The following is a 20689-nucleotide window of genomic DNA, read 5'->3' as shown; positions in this document are numbered from 1 at the left end:
TTTGGCTTTAAGCCCAGTCTTTAACGATTAAAAATTTTGAATACAACTCTTCCTCTTTACTACCTTTTTCTGGTGAATAATCATATTCCCATTTTACTGATGGAGGCATAGACATTAAGATTGACTCAACCCGACCTTTTGATTGAATACCAAATAATGTTCCTCTATCTTGAAGAAGGTTAAATTCAACATAACGCCCTCTTCGGTATTGTTGAAATTCTTTTTCCCTATTCGTATATGTATGATTTCTTCTTTTTTGAAGTATGGGTAGATAAGCTTTCAAAAAGGTATTTCCGACTACTTTTGTGAAATCAAAAGAAAAATTAAAATCATGCATATTAAAATCATCAAAAAATATGCCACCAATCCCTCGTGGTTCATTACGATGATTTAGGAAAAAATATTTATCACAGTTTTTTTTAAACTCAGGATAAAGATCTTCGCCAAATGGATTAAGTGCCGTTTGAATTGTTTTATGAAAATGAATAGCATCTTCATTAAAACCATAATATGGCGTTAAATCCATACCCCCGCCAAACCACCATACATTTTTATTATTTTTTTTTGCGACAAAAAATCTTACATTCATATGTACAGTAGGAATATAAGGATTCTTAGGATGAAAGACTAAAGAGACCCCCGTAGCTTCCCAGTTGCTATCAGTAATCTCAGGATGAGCATCGGTTGCTGATTTTGGGAGTTGCGAGCCAACAACATGTGAAAACCCGATACCAGCCCTTTCAAAAATATTTCCATTTTCTAAAATACATGTTGTACCACCACCACCTTCCGCTCTTTGCCAGGAATCAACTAAAAAATTTTTGCCGTCAACTATTTCAACGGCATTTATGATATCTGTTTGTAATTTTGTAAAGTAACTCTTAACAGCTTCATTATTTATTTTATTTTCAGTCATTTTCTTATTATAGCTTTTGTTTCAAAGTCTTGTATTTGGCTAGGTTTTTTATTTTTCCCTATTCTTCCTTTAACCACATGCACACTCTGACCATAATGACGGCATGCCTCCCTATAGTTTTTAATAGGACGCTTTTTTGTTCTATTTGCGCTTGTTGAGGTGATAGTCATTCGAATTGAAGAGATCAAATCCTTACAAATATTAAAATCAGGAATTCTTACAGCAACCTTTCCATTACTTTTAAGCCATGATGGACATTTTGCGTTTGCTCTTATTAACCATGTGTGTGGCCCAGGCCATTTGGCATATAGCATCTGAATTTGTTTTTTATTAAACTCCTTAACAATACCTTTGTTTTGTTCAAGTTCTGAAGAAATTAAAATAAAATTTTTATTTGCAGGCCTTTTTTTTAGAATATTTAATTTTTTAATGCTTCGAAAATTTCGAGGGTCACATCCCAATCCAAAACATGACTCCGTAGGATAAGCAACCACTCCTCCATTAGCAATAAATCTTTTAAGCCTTAAATTTCTCACAACCTTAATTTAATGCTTTTTTTCCAATGTCTGTTCGAAATTGTGCCCCATTAAATTCAACCTTTTTCAAGACGTCATAAGCTTTATTTTTTGCAATTTCAAGTGTCCTTCCTTTTGCAGTTACTCCCAAAACACGTCCACCAGATGTCATGATTTTACTATTTTCTATATTGGTACCAGCATGAAATATGAAGGTGCTATCATCTTGATTGTTTGGCAAATTGATTTGATCACCGAGAATTGGTTTTATAGGATAGTCTTTTGAAGCCATCACGATTGTAATTGCATGCTCTTTATCCCAATTAATTATAACCCCTTCTAATTCTTGCTTTGCAGCTTTAAACAATACTTTAAATAAGTCACCTTGCATTCTGAATAAGAGAGGTTGAGTTTCAGGGTCACCCATACGACAATTAAATTCAAGTGTCTTGATATTTTTATTAGGATCAACAATTATTCCTGCATACAAAAATCCTGAAAATTCTATTCCCTCTTTTTTCATACCTTCAATGGTGGGAATGATAACTTGATCCATTATTTTTTTATTTACCTCATCTGTTACTATCGGAGCTGGTGAGTATGCGCCCATTCCACCTGTATTGGGACCGGCATCATTATCTAGTAAGCGTTTATGATCTTGACTTGAATCAAGAGGTAATATGGTTGAACCATCGCAGATTACGATAAAACTGGCTTCTTCTCCTGCTATAAACTCTTCAATGATAATTTTTGTTCCAGCACTCCCGTAAATTTTTTCACTTAGCATCAAATCTACAGCTTCATGTGCCTCTTCATCGGTCATTGCAACAACCACACCCTTTCCCGATGCAAGTCCATCTGCTTTAATTACGATGGGGGCTGGATTATTTTTTATGTATTCATGTGCAGAGATGGTATCTTCAAAAGTAGAAAATTTTGCTGTTGGTATCTTATGACGCGCCATAAAACTTTTGGAAAATTCCTTAGAACTTTCAAGTTGCGCTGCAGCTTTTGTCGGACCAAATATAGCTAAATTATTTTTCTTAAAGTCATCGACGATGCCAATTGCTAGGGGTGCTTCTGGGCCCACCACAGTTAAGTCAATTTTTTGTTTAGTTGCGAAATCAATAAGGTCTTGGATTTCTGAAATATTAATATTTTCTATATTACTATCAAGTTCAGTTCCACCGTTACCTGGAGCTACATATATTTTTTTCACTAATGGGCTCTGAGATATCTTCCAAGCTAGAGCATGTTCTCTGCCTCCACCACCTATAATAAGTACCTTCATTATTTAGTGTTTAAAATGTCGAATGTTTGTGAATAACATGACAATGCCATGTTCATTGGCTGCATCAATTACCCCTTCATCTTTGATACTTCCTCCAGGTTGAATGATGCATTTAGCACCATGACTTGCAATTACATCAATACCATCTCTAAAAGGAAAAAAAGCATCTGAGGCAACAACGGACTGTGCTAGATCTATATTCGCATTGTCAGCTTTAAGTGAAGCAATTTTCGTACTATCCACTCGACTCATTTGCCCAGCTCCGATTCCTAATGTTTGTTTATTTTTACAAAAAACAATGGCATTTGACTTTACATATTGAGAGACGACCCATGCAAATTTCATGTCATCAAGTTGCTCTTCTGTTGGCTTAAGATCAGTGACGACGTTACAATCATTAATATCAAGAGTATGAATATCTGGTGTTTGAATTAACCACCCACCTCCTATTTTCTTAAAATCAAATTCTGTATTGTTATTTTCAATTTTAATTTTCAGTAATCTAACATTGGGTTTATTTCTAAAAATTTTTAATGCCCCCTCCGAAAAATCTGCAGCTATGATTACTTCAGCAAATTGATTGATTATTAAAGATGCAGTTTCTTGATCTAAACTTTTATTAAATGCAATGATTCCTCCAAACGCTGAGGTAGGATCAGTTTTAAAAGCGGCCTCATAGGATTCCTTTAGGCTGCCTGTTGAGGCAACGCCACAAGGATTAGCATGCTTAACTATCACACAAGTTGGTTGAGAAAACTTTTTGACACATTCCCAAGCAGTATCTGAGTCATTAAGATTATTAAATGATAATTCTTTACCTTGAATTTGATCAAAGCTTGATAAGGATCCAATATCTTCATTTGTGTCTTTATAAAAGGCAGCTTCTTGATGAGGATTTTCTCCATAACGTAAATCCATCACTTTGTTAATTGTTTTTTTTAATTGATCAGGAAACTGATTTTGGTTATCGGATGATAAATAATTATTGATTGCTGAGTCATAAGCCGACGTTTTTTCAAAAGCCTTTTTTGCTAATGAAAAACTTAAATCTGAGCTGATTGAGCCTTGATTTTTATTCATCTCATCTGTAAAAGACTTATAATCTTTTGGATTTGTTAAAACAGCAACATGCTGATAATTTTTTGCAGCAGATCGAATCATGGCAGGCCCACCAATATCAATGTTTTCTATTGCAAGCTCTAATGTGCACCCTTCTTGATTGATAGTTTCTTCAAATGGATATAGGTTGACTACAACTAGATCAATAGGGTCTATTTCATGGTTCTTCATTGTCTCATTGTGCTCAGGATTATCTCTCCTACCTAAAATCCCGCCATGAATTTTCGGATGAAGTGTTTTAACTCTTCCATCAAGCATTTCTGGAAATTTTGTGTAATCACTAACCTCAGTCACATTAATTTTATTTTCTCTTAAAAGTTTAGCTGTTCCACCTGTTGATAAAATCTCTATGTCATAAGAACTTAAAGATTTTGCTAACTCCAAAACATTAGATTTATCAGAGACACTGATTAAAGCCTTTTTAATTTTTATCATTTAATTATCTAGATTGTATTGTTTAAGTTTTTTTCTTAGGGTATTCCGATTAAGGCCTAGCATTTTCGCTGCTTTACTCTGGTTACCTTCGGTTTTATTCATGATATACAAGAGTAGGGGTTTTTCTACAGTATTAATGACCATTTCATAGATAGCAGTAGGCTCATCTCCATCTAAATCATTAAAATATTGATCGAGAAGTGTATCAATATTATCTGGTAAATTTTTTTTCATTATCTTACAGCGAGTTCTTTATCATTAGACTGATCTTCATATGCGATATATTTATTTTTTTTACTTAAGTCTTCAAAGAATAAATGAATGTAGTCAATTTGCTCATTATTATCTTCTATTTTATTCATAGCTGCACGAAAATAGGCTGAATTTTTTAATCCCTTTGTGTACCATGATATATGTTTTCTTGCGATTCTTAAGCCTTTATTCTCCCCATAAAAGTCATAAAGATCCTTAACATGTTCTATCGTAGTCTCATGAATTTCGTCATTTGTGGGTCTTGTTAAATATGTGCCCGTTTTTAAATAATGGTCAATTTCTCTAAATATCCATGGCCTTCCTTGTGCAGCTCTACCAATCATTACAGCCTCAGCCCCTGTGTATTTTAAAACGTATTGAGCTTTCTCAGGTGTGGTGATGTCACCATTTGCAATTAAAGGCATTTTGATTTTATCCTTAACTGAGGCAATGGTATCGTATTCAGCATCCCCCATGTAAAGACATGCTCTTGTTCTTCCATGCATGGTCAATGCTTGGATGCCCGCATCCTCTGCAATTTTTGCAATAGTCACAGCATTGCGATTATCTTTGTCCCACCCCGTTCTAATTTTTAGTGTGACAGGTATATCAACAGCACTCACTACAGACTCAAGTATTTTCTTTACTAATTTTTCTTCTTTAAGTAAGGCAGATCCCGCCATTACATTACAAATTTTCTTTGCAGGACATCCCATATTAATATCAATAATCTGAGCCCCTCGGTTCATATTATATTGAGCTGCTTTTGCCATCATGTCAGGATCTGCACCTGCAATTTGGACTGATATAGGCGCAACTTCTCCTTCATGATTTGCTCTTCTTAACGTTTTTTCACTTCCATAAAGAAGAGAATTAGATGTTACCATCTCACTTACAGCCATACCTGCACCAAATTTTTTACAAAGCATTCGAAATGGTCTATCTGTCACCCCAGCCATTGGGGCTAAAATAATATTATTTTTAAGTTTATGTTTTCCAATAATCATATCAATGCGCCATTGTAATAATCATAGATATTATTTTCAAGACTAAATATTTCGCCAAGAAATTTTCATTTTGTCTAGGTTATCTTTGATGAAGTTTAAGGCTTCCTTCACATATCCTTCTTCACCCCTAACTCCAAGCTCAAGCATCTTTTTTGGATGCATTTTTGGGAGGCTGTATATTTTAATTCTTTGATATTTTGACTGAGCCAGATCCATTAAGTCAATCAAACTGCTTTCACTTACATTGTCTAACCAAATAGAGTAGTCTTCATATTTTTTTGATCTTTCTGTTTTTGAGAGATGATTCTTAAGCACCCAGTCAATCATTGGCCATGCCATCTCAGGAAAGCCAGGCATGAAGAAATGTTGATTTATAAAAAAACCAGGGATATTGTTGATTGGATTTGGAATTAGAGATGCTTCCTCTGGTAAGTCTGCCATAAGAATTCTCTTTGGATATGCTTCTTCACCAAATTGTTTTTCAATTAAAACTTTTGCTTCGGGATGTCGAATTAATAATTTTTTGTGAGCCAGAGCAGCAGCACTTCGTGTACAGTCGTCAGGCGTAGCGCCAATTCCACCGAAACAGAAAACAATCACTCCTTTTTTTTGCTCTAATGTTTTTTTAATCTCTTCGGTTTCATCAGAAATATAATCTGCTCTAGATATATGAAAGTTATGTTTTTTTAATGTTTCAATTAGGTGAGTAAAATGCTTATCTTTTCTTTTGCCAGAAAGAATTTCATCACCAATAATTAATGCATGGATTTCCTTTTTCAAACTTTTGGTCATTTTATTTTCTTTATCAATGTGCTTTCTCCCAATTTTCGCCAGCATTAATCTCTACAATTAAAGGGATATCGAGTTTGGCAACATTTTGCATAATTTGAGGTATTTTTTTTGTGAATTTTTCTACTTCATTGGCAGGTACTTCAAATACAAGTTCATCATGAACTTGCATAATGACTTGCCCTTTTAAGTCACTATTATCATCAATCCACTGTTGTACTTGGATCATCGCTAGCTTAATTAAATCTGCAGCTGTACCTTGCATAGGCGCATTGATGGCAGCCCTTTCTGCTCCTGCCTTTCTAAGGCCATTTGATGAGTTTATCTCGGGTAGCCATAGACGTCTTCCAAAAAAAGTTTCTACATACCCATGCTCTCCTGCGAATTGTTTAGATTCTTCCATATATTGAAGAACAGTTGGATATTTATTAAAGTATTCTTGAATATAATTTTGAGCATCACTTCTGGTGATATCTAAAGTTTTTGCCAAGCCAAAGGCTCCCATTCCATAAATTAAACCAAAGTTAATTATCTTTGCATATCTTCTTTGTTCTGATGTAATTTGTTCAATATTTGTATTAAATATTTCTGATGCGGTAATTGTGTGAATATCCTTATTATTTTTAAATGCCTCTATAAGACCCAAGTCTTTTGAAAGATGCGCTAAAATTCTTAATTCGATTTGAGAATAATCTGCGGATATTATTGAAAAATTTGGTTTGGCAATGAAGGCCTCCCTAATCTTTCTTCCCTCAGAGCTTTTAATGGGAATATTCTGTAGGTTTGGATCAGAGCTTGCCAGTCTTCCAGTTACGGCAACAGCCTGGTTGTAGCTCGTATGAATTCTTCCGGTAGATTGATTTATCATTAATGGGAGTTTGTCAGTATAAGTAGATTTGAGTTTCGCGAGAGTGCGATATTCTAAAAGAATTTTAGGCAATGGATAATCTTTCGCGAGCTCTTGCAGAACTTCCTCTGAGGTCGAAGGTGTTCCGGTAGGGGTTTTTTTTAATGGTTTTATTTCTAATTTTTCAAATAAAATTTCACGCAACTGTTTTGGTGAAGCTAAATTAAAAGGTTGGCCCGCAAGTTCGTATGCTTTGCTCTCTATTTTGATTAATTCCTCTCCAATTTTTTGGCTTTGTTGTCCTAATAAATGGGCATCAATTAGCACGCCATTTCTCTCAATTTCAATTAATGCCTTCATACTTGGAATCTCAAATTTTTGATAGATCTCTAATAATTTTTTTTCACTTTTCAACTGATCTTTGAGGACATGATAAAGCTGGAAGGTGACATCGGCATCTTCAGCTGCATAATCTAGTGCATCATTAATATTAATTTGGTCGAACGTCAGTTGCTTCACCCCTTTACCAACCAAAGATTCATAAGTTATACAATCATGACCTAAATATTTTTTACTAAGTTTGTTCATTCCGTGGCTTTGATTGCTATCAATTACATAACTCATAAGCATGGTGTCCTCATTGATTCCATGCATTCCTATCCCTATATTTAAAAAAACATGCGCATCATATTTTATATTTTGACCTATTTTAACTATTGAATCGTCTTCTAAGATGGGCTTAAGTAATTGAACGACTTCACTCTCATTTATCTGCTCACCCTCAGCCACCCCCATATGATTTACTGGAATATAAACAGCCTCACCTTTTTTCAAACTCATTGAAATTCCAACTAGTTTTGCACTCATGACATCAAGTGATGTAGTTTCTGTGTCAATGGCAACTAATTTTCTTTTTTTTATTTCCTCAATCCAAACTTTTAATTGAGCTGAATTTTGAATTAAAGTATATTTTTTTTGGTCATCAAATTCTGCGTAATTATTTTGGTTTATTTCATCTGTGGGCGTGCTTGTTTTATTGGCATCTAAATTTTTAAGCCAACTAGAAAAATTAAATTCTTGATACATTTTCTTTAACGCACTCTTATCTTCCGATGTTTTTTTAAATTGATCCCATGACACATCGATATCTAATTCAGACCTTATGGAAATAAGGTCTTTTGCAATAGGTAACCATTTAAGAGAATTTTTAAGGTTTTCACCAACAGCTCCAGTAATTTGATCAGCATTTTTGATAATATTATCAAGCGAATTGTATTCATTAAGCCATTTTAGTGCTGTTTTAGGACCCACTTTATCAACGCCAGGAATATTATCCGCCTTATCCCCAATGATAGTTAAATAATCAATAATTAGATTGGGCAAAACGCCAAATTTAGCTTTTACTCCATCGGTATCTAAGTGTTCATTAGTCATTGTATTGACAAGGGATATATTTTTATTGACCAGTTGCGCTAAATCTTTATCGCCAGTTGAAATAGTGACCGATATATTTTCTTCATTCGCTTTCTTAGCGAGTGTTCCGATAACGTCATCTGCCTCAACTCCCTTTTTAACAAGGATTGGCCAGCCCATTGCATTAATAGCTTTATGGAGAGGTTCAATCTGTATCGATAAATCATCGGGCATTTTTGGTCGATTGGCTTTGTAGTCTTCAAAAATATCATTTCGGAAAGTTTTTCCCTTTGCATCAAAAACACAAACACTGTAAGTACTTTCATATTTTTTATGGGTATTTTGAAGCATATTTAATACACCATAGATAACTCCAGTTGGAAATCCTTCTTTATTTCTGAAATCGGGCATAGCATGAAATGCACGATATAAATATGAGGATCCATCAATTAGGAGCAATGTTTTCATAGATTTTTAAATTATTTTAAAAAATAATTTTCATTATACCTATGTATTCGAACCTTTTTTTGGATAAAAAACTACTGTTGACTATCTGATTTTGATAGACTTACGATATGAATAAAATTTTTACATCATTGATTTTAATGCTTGGTTATATTTTCTTTTCGGCCACAGCATGTGCTGAAAAAACTGAAGTGTTAGAGGAGGTACCATCTCCACCAAACACATTAGATTCAGGATACGAATATGAACCTGAAATTACAATTCGAAAAGAGGGGACAAAAAGAATTGAAGAGCATAGGGTTAATGGCAATTTATACTATATTAAAGTTACTCCAGAAGGATTTCCACCATATTACCTTGTAAGAGAGACAGAGGGTGGCGATTGGATTCGTCAAGATGATTTAAAACCCTTAGTCGTTCCTCAGTGGGTTATTTATAGTTGGTAGCTTTTTAGCTTACTCAAGAATTAAATAAAAAAACACTCAATGGCTGTTTACACATCAATAACAAAAGAGGAATTGAAAGCATTTTTAAGTGATTTTGATGTCGGCACATTGCAAAGCTTTGATGGAATATCCTCGGGAGTTACAAATACAAACTACCTGATAACAACGAGTTTAAATAAATATATATTAACTTTATTTGAACATCATTCTATGGGTGAGCTTCCCTTTTTTATTAATTTAATGACATTTTTATCAGACCATAATATAGATTGCCCCAAACCCATTTTAAACAATCAAAAAAATTCTATTAACTTGCTAAAGGACAAGCCAGCGTTATTAGTTTCTTTTTTAAACGGCTCAGAAGTTGAGGAAATAAATGAGATTCATTGCTTTGCTGTTGGAAAATCTCTCGCAAAAATGCATACTATTACAAAATCTTTTTCAGAAAAAAGAAAAAATGACAGGGGCTTAGAATGGATTAAAGATAAGTTTGCTGGAATGAAATCAAAATTAACATCGATAGAAAAAAATATGATTGAATTAGAAATAGATTTCTTAAGCCATCATAATGTTGGTGATTTACCAAAAAGTACAATCCACGGAGACTTATTCAGAGATAATGTTTTATTTTTAAATGAAAAAAGACCAAGTTTTATTGACTTTTATTATGCTTGTGAAGAGGTGCTGGTTTTTGATATTGCTATTGCGTTAAATGATTGGTGCATTGATGCTGATGGAGCAATTGATAAAAATAAATTAACAGAATTCATTGAGGGATATGAGACAGAAAGACCCCTTACTAAAGAGGAGAAAGTCTTCATGCCTTTAGCACTTAGGTGGGCTGCACTAAGATTTTATATATCTAGGCTCGAGCACATTCATAGCAATCCTAGTGCTGAAATTCTTGCGGTAAAGAATCCTAATCAATTTAAAAATATATTAATCGACAGGCAGGTTACGGGGTACAGGTTTTGAAAAAAACACTAAACAAAGCTCATAGATGGGTTACTGAGAGCCTATTATTGACTAAGTTAAATTTCAAGATGACTTTACTTTTAGGAAGTGTTTATATATTTGCTTACCTTCTTGTTCCAAGTATTCCGGGCTTAAGTTTTATTAGTCCATTTTTAATCATCGCTTGGCCTATTTCAACGATAATATTTATAAATTTCTTTAGATTGAGTCAAAATAAAAAAGAAACGGATTTAAAAGCCTTGCTAAAAATAAACAAAGAAAATATCAGAGTTCTTATTTATCTTGGGGTAATTTGTTTATTTTATTCATTATTAATTTCTCTAATTTTGAGTCCAGACATAAATATTATTTTGGCTGCTGCAAGTGAAGCTGAGATAAGTGAAGATTTTTCTAATAATCTAGTTAGCATCTTTATAAAATTTATAGTTTTGGCAATACCTATTCTCATGGCAACTTGGTTTTCGCCTATCTTAATTACCTATCATAATTTTGGATTGATGAAAGCAATCAAATCAAGCTTTGCAGGTGTATTGCTTTCAATTATTCCTATTACACTCACTTGGCTTATTTTATTAGGAGGCTTTATCTCGTTAATTTTTTTAATGATTATGGTGTTTACAATACTTGGGTCAAGTGTAAATGTTCTGATGTCCTACGTTCTGATATTTTTATGTATGTTGGTCTTGGCAGCTTATATTTCAACATTATTTTCTTTTCAATATACAACCTATAAAGATATATATAAATCAATAATCAAATAGTCACGCTTTGGTAAGCTTTGCATACTCCATTGCTAACATTTTAATTCCATGATTTTGAAATTTTATTTCAATTCGAAGGTCATTTTCATTTCCTTCGTAGCCTATGACTGTTCCACCTCCAAATTTATCATGCTTGACCATAGAGCCAATTTTTATCTCATATTGATTATTAGAGATTTGTTTACTCAGTTTTTTAAATGAGTTTGCCGAATTATTACGATATGAGCTTCCAATAGGGTTGCTATTATTAATTGGCACATTTATTTTTTTTGTTAATGATTCTGGTATTTCATCTAGAAATCTTGAAGGAAGATTATAAGTAGGTTGTCCGTAAGTCATTCGAGATTGAGACAAGGTAAGATATAGTTTATTTTTTGCTCTAGTAATGGCAACATACATCAATCGTCGCTCTTCTTCTAATCCATTATTTTCATTCAAACTTCTCTCATGTGGGCAGAGTCCATCTTCCAAACCAGTGATAAATACTGTATCAAACTCAAGTCCTTTAGATGAATGAATGGTCATGAGTTGTAAAGCATCTTCACTTGCTGCAGCTTGTAATTCACCACTTTCAAGAGAGGTAAAATCAAGGAATTCAGCTAAAGTCAGTGATTTTTTTTTGTTTGGTTCTTCCTCGGAGATACTATCTCTATCTTCATTGAGAAATGATTTTGCTGCAGAAACAAGTTCATTTAGATTTTCTACACGTGAGCTACCATCTTTATCTTTAAGGTAATGATCTTTTAGACCAGAATGTGAGTTAATTATATCAATTGATTCGTCAATATTTGTTCCATGAACTTGATCTTCAATACTTTGAATTAATTGAATAAATGCAGATACTTTTAGGTTTTTACTTTCAGAAATAAAAATTTTCGCGCCTTCCCACAAAGAACACTCATTCTTTTTTGCATGGTCTTGCATTTGTTCAATAGCTCGTGCGCCGATGCCTCGAGTTGGAAAATTTACAATTCTCATAAAGGCATTATCATCTTTCTTATTATTAATAAGCCTAAGATACGCTAGAGAACTTTTTATCTCGGCTCTTTCAAAGAACCTTAAACCCCCGTAAACTCTATAAGGGATATTATTAGAGACCATGGCCATTTCAATAACTCTTGATTGTGCATTATTCCTATAAAGAATAGCTATCTGGTTGTAATCAGTACCTGCACGATGACGCATTTTAATCTCATCTAAGATAAAGGCTGTTTCTGAACGATCATCTAAAGCTGTATATTGTTTAATTAAATCTCCATCTCCGGAAGCAGTCCATAAATTTTTACCCAACCTATCATTATTGTTTTCAATAATTGCGTTGGCTGCATTAAGGATATTATTTTTAGATCGATAATTTTGTTCCAGTTTAATAACATTTTTGATATTAAAATCTTTCTGAAGATCTTTCATATTTCCAGGTCTTGCACCTCTAAACCCATAAATTGATTGATCATCGTCTCCCACAGCAAAAATAAAGCTTTCAGTAGAGGTGAGCATTTTCAGCCACTGATACTGTAGGCGACTAGTATCTTGGAATTCATCAACAAGGATATGCTTAAAAATTTCTTGGTAGTGTTGACGGATCGCTGAGTTTTTTTGGAATAACTCTAGGCAACGTAACATAAGCTCTGCAAAATCAACTACACCTTCTTTCTGACATTGCTCATCGTAGGCTGCATAAATAGAATTGAGTTTTTTAGATACATCATCATAGGCTTTAAACTTTTGGGATCGAATACCTTCCTCTTTATTATTATTAATAAAGTACATTGCCTCTTTTGAGGAAATTAAGTCCTCATCGATACCTATAGTCTTTATAACTCTTTTAATCGCTGATTTTTGATCTGCGCTATCAAGGATTTGGAAGGTTTCAGGTAAATTGGCATCAACGTGGTGCTTTCTTAAAAAACGATTGCATAATCCATGAAAAGTACCTACCCACATTCCTCTGATATTAATTGGTAGTTGAGTCGAAATCCTTGTTAACATTTCTTTTGCTGCTTTGTTAGTGAACGTAACAGCGAGAATGGCTCCTGGACTTGCAAGCTGATTTTCAATTAACCAAGAAATTCTAGATGTCAGAACTCTCGTTTTACCACTGCCGGCACCGGCAAGCACAAGCGCTGATTGGCTTTGAAGCATGACAGCTTCCATTTGTTTTTCATTTAAATCTGCATAAATAGCTTTAGAAACTGTTGTTAAATTCATAAAAACACATGCTACAGTAATTTTTTTTTGTTAGTAGTTTTTTAGTATTTTTTATGAAAAAAAAGACCTCGGTTAGGAGGCCTTTTAATTTATTTCAACATGGTATTTCTGGAATTACATCATGCCACCCATGCCACCCATGCCACCCATGCCACCCATGCCACCCATGCCACCCATATCTGGGGCACCAGCTGCAGGAGCTTCCTCTTTAGGCGAATCGGCAATCATACATTCTGTCGTTAACATGAGTCCAGCAACGGAAGCTGCATTTTGAAGTGCAGATCTAGTCACTTTTGTTGGATCTAAAACACCCATCTCAACCATGTCACCATATGTCTCATTTGCTGCATTAAATCCGTAATTACCTTTTCCAGAAATTACGTTATTTACTACAACTGAAGCCTCTATGCCAGCGTTTGAAACAATCTGTCTCAATGGATCCTCAATTGCTCTGAGAACTATATTGATACCAGCTTCTTGATCAGAATTGCTACCTTTAACTTTGCTAATTGCGTCCTTTGCTCTAATAAGAGCAACACCGCCACCAGCAACAATACCTTCTTCTACAGCTGCTCTGGTAGAGTGTAGTGCGTCTTCAACTCGCGCTTTCTTCTCTTTCATCTCAATTTCAGTCGTTGCACCCACCTTAATAACTGCAACTCCACCCGAAAGTTTAGCAATACGTTCTTGAAGTTTCTCTTTATCGTAATCACTTGTAGATTCTTCCATTTGAACTTTAATTAAATCAATTCGTGATTTGATATTCGCAACAGATGCTGCACCATCAATAATGATAGTATCTTCTTTGCCTACCTCAATTTTTTTTGCTTGCCCAAGATCCTCAATTTTTACACCTTCAAGAGTTAGGCCAACCTCATCTGAGATTACGGTACCTCCTGTAAGGATTGCGATATCTTCAAGCATAGCTTTTCTTCTATCACCAAACCCTGGGGCTTTTACGGCTACTGCCTTAATAGTCCCACGTATATTATTTACCACTAGAGTAGCAAGCGCTTCTCCCTCAATTTCTTCGGCTATGATTAGGAGGGGTTTGCTAGCTTTAGCAACTTGCTCTAAAACTGGTAATAAGTCTTTAATATTTGATATCTTTTTATCATGCAAAAGGATATAAGGATCTTCAAGAAGCGCGATTTGTCTTTCGTTATTGTTGATAAAGTAAGGTGATAGATAACCTCTATCAAACTGCATACCTTCTACAACATCTAATTCATTAGTAAGACCTGATCCATCTTCAACAGTAATAACACCCTCTTTACCGACTTTATCCATTGCATCCGCAATTATTTTACCTACTGATTCATCTGAATTAGCAGAAATAGATCCGACCTGAGTAATCTCTTTGCTTGTATTACATGGCTTACTTAGTTTATGAAGCTCACCGACGCCAGCTTCTACTGCCTTATCTATACCTCTTTTCAGATCCATTGGATTCATGCCTGCAGCAACTGATTTCATTCCTTCACGAATAATCGCTTGAGCAAGCACTGTGGCTGTGGTGGTTCCATCTCCAGCATTATCTGATGTTTTTGAAGCCACTTCTTTTACCATTTGAGCGCCCATGTTTTCAAATTTATCTTGTAACTCAACTTCTTTAGCTACAGATACGCCATCCTTTGTAATTGTTGGGGCCCCGAATGATCTTTCAAGTACTACATTTTTACCTTTAGGTCCAAGTGTTACTTTTACTGCATTAGCAAGTGTGTTTACACCTACTACCATCTTTTGGCGAACCTCGTCACCAAATCTTACATCTTTAGCTGCCATTTATTTTCTCCAAATTTGTGTATTTATTTAAATTTTTACTCAATGATTCCCATAACATCTTCTTCTTTCATAACAAGGAGTTCATCACCATCAACTTTTACTGCTTGTCCAGCATATTTGCCGAAAATTACTTTGTCACCCACATTTACGTCTAATTTTCTGACATTACCATCATCAAGCAGCTTTCCATTACCAACTGCTTTAACAACGCCTTGATCTGGTTTTTCGGCTGACGCACTTTCTGGAATTACAATTCCTGATGCAGTGGTACGCTCTTCTTCTTGTCGCCTTACTATCAAGCGATCGTGTAAAGGACGAATTTTCATATATAAGTTCTCCTAGTAGTGTATTCTTTATTAAAATTTATTTTAGAGTTAGTCTGAGACTAAAACTAGCACTCTATTTATTAGAGTGCTAATAATAGAGATGAATACTACAAATTTCAAGTCTTCAACAAATTTATTTATAATTTAAATTCTTATGTTTACGAAAAATAACTATAGAAAAGTCGGTCAAACCGAACTAAGAGTTTCACCCATCACACTTGGGACGATGACTTTTGGAGACCAGAATACTCAAAGTGATGCTTTTGAGCAGTTAGACTATGCCGCATCAAAAGGAATCAATAGTATTGATGTTGCTGAGATGTACCCCGTACCTCCAAAAGCAACTACATGCCATCGAACTGAAGAAATCATTGGGAATTGGCTTGAAGGTAAAAAAAGAGAAGATTTTGTTATCTCGACGAAGATTGCAGGTCCTAGGAGATCTATTGATTGGATAAGGGGGGGGCCAAAATCATTAGATAGAGAAAATATTAATGAGGCCGTTAATGATTCCTTGAAAAGATTAAAAACAGACTATGTAGATCTCTTATATCTTCATTGGCCAGAGAGAAATGTTCCCATGTTTGGAGGTTATAAATTTGATCCCAAAGATGATTTTCTAAATAAAGAAAAAATTAACTGGGTATCAATTGAAGAACAACTTTTAAGTATCAAACATTTAATTAAAGCAGGAAAGGTGAGATATTTCGCTTTATCAAATGAGTGGCCTTGGGGTTTAATGGAATTTATAAGGCTTGCAAAAATTAAAAATTTACCTTTAGTTTGCACTTTGCAAAATAGCTATAGCTTAATTAATAGAATCGTTGAACTAGGCATGACTGAAATATTCTTTAGAGAGAAATTATCATTTTTTTCATATTCTCCATTAGGATTTGGCCACCTTAGTGGAAAGTATCTTAAGGATCCGAAGGCACCAGGACGAGTTAATCTTTTTCCAGGCTATGGTCGAAGATATAACAAGAGTGGTGTCAAAAAAGCAATCGAAAAATATGATGCGTTAGCAGCTAAAAGAAATATGAGCTTAACTGACTTAGCATTAAGTTTCGTTTATTCACAATGGTTCGTGACAAGCACTGTGATTGGAGCTACAAATATGAATCAACTAAAACAGAACATTGCAGCTTACGGTTTAGATACTGTTGATGAAGAACTAATTCAAGAAATTGATGCTATACATCTTGATGTAATGAACCCAGCACCTTAAATACCATGAATAACAAAAAATATATAAAGAGAAGCGTCAAGTCGGTTTGGCATCCTTGCACTCAGATGAAGCATCATGAAAATCTTCCTCTGATCGCTATTGAAAAGGGAAAAGGGACTTGCCTATACGATTTTGATGGGAAAAAGTATCTTGATGTGACTAGTTCTTGGTGGGTAAATTTATTTGGGCACAATAACAAAATAATAAAAAAATATATCACTAGACAACTAAATACCCTCGAACATTCTATGTTAGCTGGGCTTACCCATTCCCCCGTGATAGAGCTATCAGAAAAATTAAGTAAATTAACTAATTTGGGGCATTGTTCTTATGGAAGCGATGGAGCAAATGCAGTAGAAATTGCACTAAAAATGAGCTCTCATTATTGGAATCAAATAGGTTTTCCCTCAAAGAATAAATATATTTATTTAGAAAATAGTTACCATGGCGAAACACTTGGGGCGCTTGCGGTTACAGATGTTCCAATTTTCAGAGCTCACTACGGAGCTTTAATAAAAAATTATATAAAGACAGATTCACCAGATTTAAGACTAAAAAAAAATAATCAGTCATCTGATGAGTTTCTTGACGAAAAATTAAAAAAATTAACAAAAATTTTTGAAAAAAATCATCAAGTCACTGCAAGCATTATCATAGAGCCGATGGTGCAATGTGCATCAGGAATGGGTATTTACGATGCCAGGTTTCTCCAAGGAGTAAGAAAGTTATGCGATCAGTATGAAGTTCATCTTATTGCAGACGAAATTGCTGTTGGGTTTGGGCGAACAGGAAAAATGTTTGCTCATCAGCATGCAAAAATTACACCAGATTTTGTATGTTTATCTAAAGGTTTGACGGGTGGGTATCTTCCAATGTCCGTCACCTTGACCTCAGATAAAGTCTACAGTGCATTCTATGATGATGATATTAAAAAGGGATTCCTACATTCGCATAGCTATACAGGAAATCCATTAGCATGTAGTGCAGCATTGGGAACTTTATCTATTTTTGAGTCTGATAATGTTTTGAAAAAAAACCTCATATTGTCAAAAAAAATAAATCGGTTATTTTCATCTCTAGAAGATCTTCCAATAACTGATCTCAGAAATATTGGAATGATTTGGGCATTTGAGTTAGATTCGAAAATATCAATAGATAAAGTTCTGGCGTATTCTTTAAATAAGGGCGTATTAATTCGACCTATAGATAATACTATTTACTTTATGCCCCCATACTGCATGAAAGAGACTGAGGCTAGAGAAATGATAAAGATAACTCGAGAAGCAATTTTGTATGCAAGCACATAACAGACTGACCCTGAAAATATTTTTTTTCTTATGGATTATTGTTTCTGTCTCCGTTTCTGCGGAACTGCCGCAGCCATATAAGAAATTAATAAATAAATATAATTTTAAAAAAGATAGTTTTAGCATTGTAGTAAAAAATCTAACTGCCCCCGAAAAAAAAGCAATTATCTACAATGGCAGTAAAAATTTTAATCCAGCTTCACTTACCAAAATAATTACATCATTTATAGCACTTGATAAATTAGGGCCTAATTATAAATGGAAATCTGACTTTTATTATACGGGTCAGTTAAAAGATGACACTCTTCAAGGAGATTTAATTTTTGTTGGCAGGGGGGATGCGAGTTTTTCAATAGATAATTTAGAATTTCTAATAAGAGAGATACAAAAAAAAGGGGTAAAAAAAATAGAGGGGAATTTAATTTTAGATAAAAGTTATTTTGGTAAAATCCCTAACATAATTGATTTTGATGCTGACCCAATGCGGGCTTACAATGTTTTACCAAATGCTATTTCAATTCAATCAAATACGATAAATTTTAAATTCACACCCCTTGATAACAAAGTTAACATTGATGTTAAACCAAAGCTAAACTATCTAAAGATAAAGAATAACTTACGGCTAAGTAATAAAAATTGTGTCTCATGGAAACAGTCACTCGATTATCAAAAATCTAATGATTTTTTGGATGACACGATTATTTTTCAAGGTTTCTTGAGTAAGAAATGCTTTAACAAAGAAATTGATTTATCTGTCACTGATAATAGTAGATATTTTTATGAAGCTTTTAAGTATCTATGGACACAAAATGGGGGAAGTTTTTTGGGGGGTTATTGGGTTAATGATAAACAAAAGCTTGATGGTAAGTTACTTGCAAGTCATTTATCAAGACCACTCGGTGTTCTTATTCGCGACATGAATAAGTATAGCTTAAACTTGATGTCAAGAAACTTAATATTAACCGTGATGAAAGAGGATTTAAAAAGGCAAGTCACAGAAGACGATGTAAATCTATTTGTTTTGAATTGGTTAGGTAATAATGATATTTCTACCAATAATATTTTTGTTGAAAATGGAGCTGGATTATCAAGGAAGACTTTTATTAATGCTGACAGTCTTCTGGAGATAATGGAAAAAATTTTTGAACATCCCTATATGCCAGAAATGCTATCCTCCTTTTCCATTTTAAATGAAGATGGCACACTAGAAACCAAAATGCCATTTTCTAAGGCAAAAAAAAATGGTCATTTCAAGACGGGGTCATTAAAAAACGTAAGTGCACTCGCAGGATATTTGGTTGATAAAGATAAAAATAAAAAAATATTAATTTTTTTAATGAACGATAAAGAGGCAAATAAATCCTATAACTTTCAAAATGAGCTGATTAATTTAGCGTTCGAATCAATTTAAAATATTACTCGAGGATTAAAGAAATGATAAAAAATATATTGATATTAATTACGATGTTATGCTGCACTTCATTATCATATGCAATAGAACTTGTTAACGAGGAGAAAAGCAAAATGCAAGACAAAGGAATTTCAGATTTAATTATTACAGATAACAAAGTTGGTGACGGGCGTGAGGCTGAAAAAGGACTTACTGTGACTGTTCACTATACAGGCTGGCTTTATGAGAATGGAGAAAAAACTACAAAGTTTGACAGCTCAGTTGATAGAAGAGAGCCATTTAGTTTTGTTCTTGGAGTGGGTCAAGTTATAAAGGGATGGGACAACGGGGTAAGCGGGATGCAGGTTGGTGGAAGTCGTACCATTATAATCCCATCAAGTATGGGTTATGGTTCAAGAGGGGCGGGAGATGTTATCCCACCAAACTCAGATCTTATATTTGAAGTTGAGTTGATTGAGATTCAGTAATTTTGAAAACTAAAATAAAATGGATGCAGGACGTCAGCTTTAAAGGGAGTTCTGAATCTGGACATGAAGTTGTATTAGACGGCCCTAAAGAACTCGGGGGGAAGGGTTTAGGCATGAGACCCATGGAAATGATGCTGATAGGAATGGGTGGATGTACGTCATTTGATGTGGTCACTATTTTAAAAAGATCAAGGCAGCAAATTACCGGATGTATTGCCGAAATTGAAGCGACAAGAGCAGATGAAATTCCTAAGGTGTTCACAAGTATCCATATCCATTTTTTAATTAAAGGTATTGATCTTCAAGAAAAGGCTGTTGAGAGAGCAATTGAATTATCAGCTAATAAATATTGTTCAGCTTCAATTATGTTAGGTAAAAGCGTGAAAATAACGCATGACTTTGTAATTAGCGAAGAATAGTTTCAACCCTAAGTGCGTCATTAGTTTTTACTATATTAATCAAACGATCAATATTTGGATGACTTCCGGGATTTTTTTTTGCCTCAGCTGTATGTTCCGAAAATAGTTCTAAGCCTTTTTGAGCTGCCGCAAGATTTATTTCTTTGAAGTTTTTATACAAATAAAAATATACCTTCAATGACCCTTGGGTCCCTTGCATATTTTCAATGGCATCGACTAAATTATCATTTAGATCATAAAGATTAATTTTGTCTATATGCTCGATGTCGGGCAGAACGTTTAAAACCTGTTTGAATGATTGAGTCATAAT

At 34.2% G+C, this 20689-nt stretch carries 20 protein-coding genes; 8 read left to right on the top strand and 12 right to left on the bottom strand.

Features of this window, described 5'->3' with window-relative positions:
• Positions 1-7 precede the first annotated feature (7 nt).
• The 8 genes from hemF to polA are packed head-to-tail and all read right to left on the bottom strand — an operon-like array spanning position 8 to position 9052.
• The gene (gene hemF / locus K6112_03370; GenBank protein ID QZP18391.1) at positions 8-916 is read right to left on the bottom strand and encodes an oxygen-dependent coproporphyrinogen oxidase; all 909 of its coding nucleotides are present in this window, start codon (positions 914-916) and stop codon (positions 8-10) included.
• Positions 913-1452, bottom strand: a complete 540-nt coding sequence (locus tag K6112_03365; protein QZP18390.1) for an L-threonylcarbamoyladenylate synthase — start codon at positions 1450-1452, stop codon at positions 913-915. The genes hemF and K6112_03365 overlap by 4 nt, the downstream gene beginning before the upstream one ends.
• A gap of 4 nt (positions 1453-1456) precedes the next feature.
• On the bottom strand, positions 1457-2722 hold the full coding sequence (gene purD, locus K6112_03360) for a phosphoribosylamine--glycine ligase (GenBank protein QZP18389.1): 1266 nt from the start codon (positions 2720-2722) through the stop codon (positions 1457-1459).
• Between the two features lie 3 nt (positions 2723-2725).
• Complete coding sequence (purH, locus tag K6112_03355) at positions 2726-4276, bottom strand: bifunctional phosphoribosylaminoimidazolecarboxamide formyltransferase/IMP cyclohydrolase (protein ID QZP18388.1); 1551 nt, start codon at positions 4274-4276, stop codon at positions 2726-2728.
• Positions 4277-4510 carry a Fis family transcriptional regulator gene (locus K6112_03350; protein ID QZP18387.1) on the bottom strand — a complete coding sequence of 78 codons (234 nt, stop codon included), beginning with the start codon at positions 4508-4510 and terminating at the stop codon, positions 4277-4279.
• Positions 4510-5535 carry a tRNA dihydrouridine synthase DusB gene (gene dusB, locus K6112_03345; GenBank protein ID QZP18386.1) on the bottom strand — a complete coding sequence of 342 codons (1026 nt, stop codon included), beginning with the start codon at positions 5533-5535 and terminating at the stop codon, positions 4510-4512. The genes K6112_03350 and dusB overlap by 1 nt, the downstream gene beginning before the upstream one ends.
• Before the next feature lie 42 nt (positions 5536-5577).
• The gene (locus K6112_03340) at positions 5578-6372 is read right to left on the bottom strand and encodes a competence/damage-inducible protein A (protein ID QZP18385.1); all 795 of its coding nucleotides are present in this window, start codon (positions 6370-6372) and stop codon (positions 5578-5580) included.
• Entirely contained in the window at positions 6341-9052 is a 2712-nt protein-coding gene (gene polA, locus K6112_03335) for a DNA polymerase I (GenBank protein ID QZP18384.1), read from the bottom strand. The genes K6112_03340 and polA overlap by 32 nt, the downstream gene beginning before the upstream one ends.
• Positions 9053-9159: 107 nt before the next feature.
• Here polA and K6112_03330 point away from each other — a divergent pair, with 107 nt between their 5' ends.
• The 3 genes from K6112_03330 to K6112_03320 are packed head-to-tail and all read left to right on the top strand — an operon-like array spanning position 9160 to position 11231.
• On the top strand, positions 9160-9495 hold the full coding sequence (locus K6112_03330; protein QZP18383.1) for a DUF2782 domain-containing protein: 336 nt from the start codon (positions 9160-9162) through the stop codon (positions 9493-9495).
• A gap of 39 nt (positions 9496-9534) precedes the next feature.
• Complete coding sequence (locus K6112_03325; GenBank protein QZP18382.1) at positions 9535-10470, top strand: homoserine kinase; 936 nt, start codon at positions 9535-9537, stop codon at positions 10468-10470.
• Entirely contained in the window at positions 10467-11231 is a 765-nt protein-coding gene (locus tag K6112_03320) for a hypothetical protein (protein QZP18381.1), read from the top strand. Before K6112_03325 ends, K6112_03320 begins: the two co-directional genes overlap by 4 nt.
• Here K6112_03320 and K6112_03315 read toward each other — a convergent pair whose 3' ends face one another.
• From K6112_03315 to K6112_03305, 3 genes are all read right to left on the bottom strand, one after another.
• Positions 11232-13439 (bottom strand): UvrD-helicase domain-containing protein, encoded by a 2208-nt coding sequence (locus tag K6112_03315; protein QZP18380.1) that lies wholly within the window; start codon positions 13437-13439, stop codon positions 11232-11234.
• 114 nt (positions 13440-13553) lie between these two features.
• A complete protein-coding gene (gene groL / locus K6112_03310; protein ID QZP18379.1) occupies positions 13554-15224 on the bottom strand; it encodes a chaperonin GroEL in 1671 nt (556 codons plus the stop codon).
• 35 nt (positions 15225-15259) lie between these two features.
• Positions 15260-15550, bottom strand: a complete 291-nt coding sequence (locus K6112_03305; GenBank protein ID QZP18378.1) for a co-chaperone GroES — start codon at positions 15548-15550, stop codon at positions 15260-15262.
• A 154-nt stretch (positions 15551-15704) separates the two neighbouring features.
• Here K6112_03305 and K6112_03300 point away from each other — a divergent pair, with 154 nt between their 5' ends.
• The 5 genes from K6112_03300 to K6112_03280 are packed head-to-tail and all read left to right on the top strand — an operon-like array spanning position 15705 to position 20379.
• On the top strand, positions 15705-16775 hold the full coding sequence (locus tag K6112_03300; protein QZP18377.1) for an aldo/keto reductase: 1071 nt from the start codon (positions 15705-15707) through the stop codon (positions 16773-16775).
• A gap of 5 nt (positions 16776-16780) precedes the next feature.
• Positions 16781-18082, top strand: a complete 1302-nt coding sequence (bioA, locus tag K6112_03295) for an adenosylmethionine--8-amino-7-oxononanoate transaminase (protein QZP18376.1) — start codon at positions 16781-16783, stop codon at positions 18080-18082.
• Entirely contained in the window at positions 18069-19493 is a 1425-nt protein-coding gene (dacB, locus tag K6112_03290; protein ID QZP18375.1) for a D-alanyl-D-alanine carboxypeptidase/D-alanyl-D-alanine-endopeptidase, read from the top strand. Before bioA ends, dacB begins: the two co-directional genes overlap by 14 nt.
• Before the next feature lie 23 nt (positions 19494-19516).
• Positions 19517-19960, top strand: a complete 444-nt coding sequence (locus tag K6112_03285; GenBank protein ID QZP18374.1) for an FKBP-type peptidyl-prolyl cis-trans isomerase — start codon at positions 19517-19519, stop codon at positions 19958-19960.
• A gap of 2 nt (positions 19961-19962) precedes the next feature.
• Positions 19963-20379, top strand: coding sequence for an OsmC family protein (locus tag K6112_03280; protein QZP18373.1), 417 nt, complete (start codon positions 19963-19965; stop codon positions 20377-20379).
• On the opposite strand, the gene K6112_03275 is transcribed toward K6112_03280, so the two are convergent.
• Positions 20366-20686 carry a DUF2322 family protein gene (locus K6112_03275; protein ID QZP18372.1) on the bottom strand — a complete coding sequence of 107 codons (321 nt, stop codon included), beginning with the start codon at positions 20684-20686 and terminating at the stop codon, positions 20366-20368. The two genes, K6112_03280 and K6112_03275, sit on opposite strands and share 14 nt — an antisense overlap.
• Between the last annotated feature and the right edge of the window lie 3 nt (positions 20687-20689).

Source organism: Methylophilales bacterium (genome assembly GCA_019823025.1).
In the GTDB taxonomy this organism is placed as follows: Bacteria; Pseudomonadota; Gammaproteobacteria; order Burkholderiales; family Methylophilaceae; genus BACL14.
The sequence above is the reverse complement of the archived record's forward strand: the minus strand, read 5'-3'. Positions and strand labels throughout refer to the sequence as shown.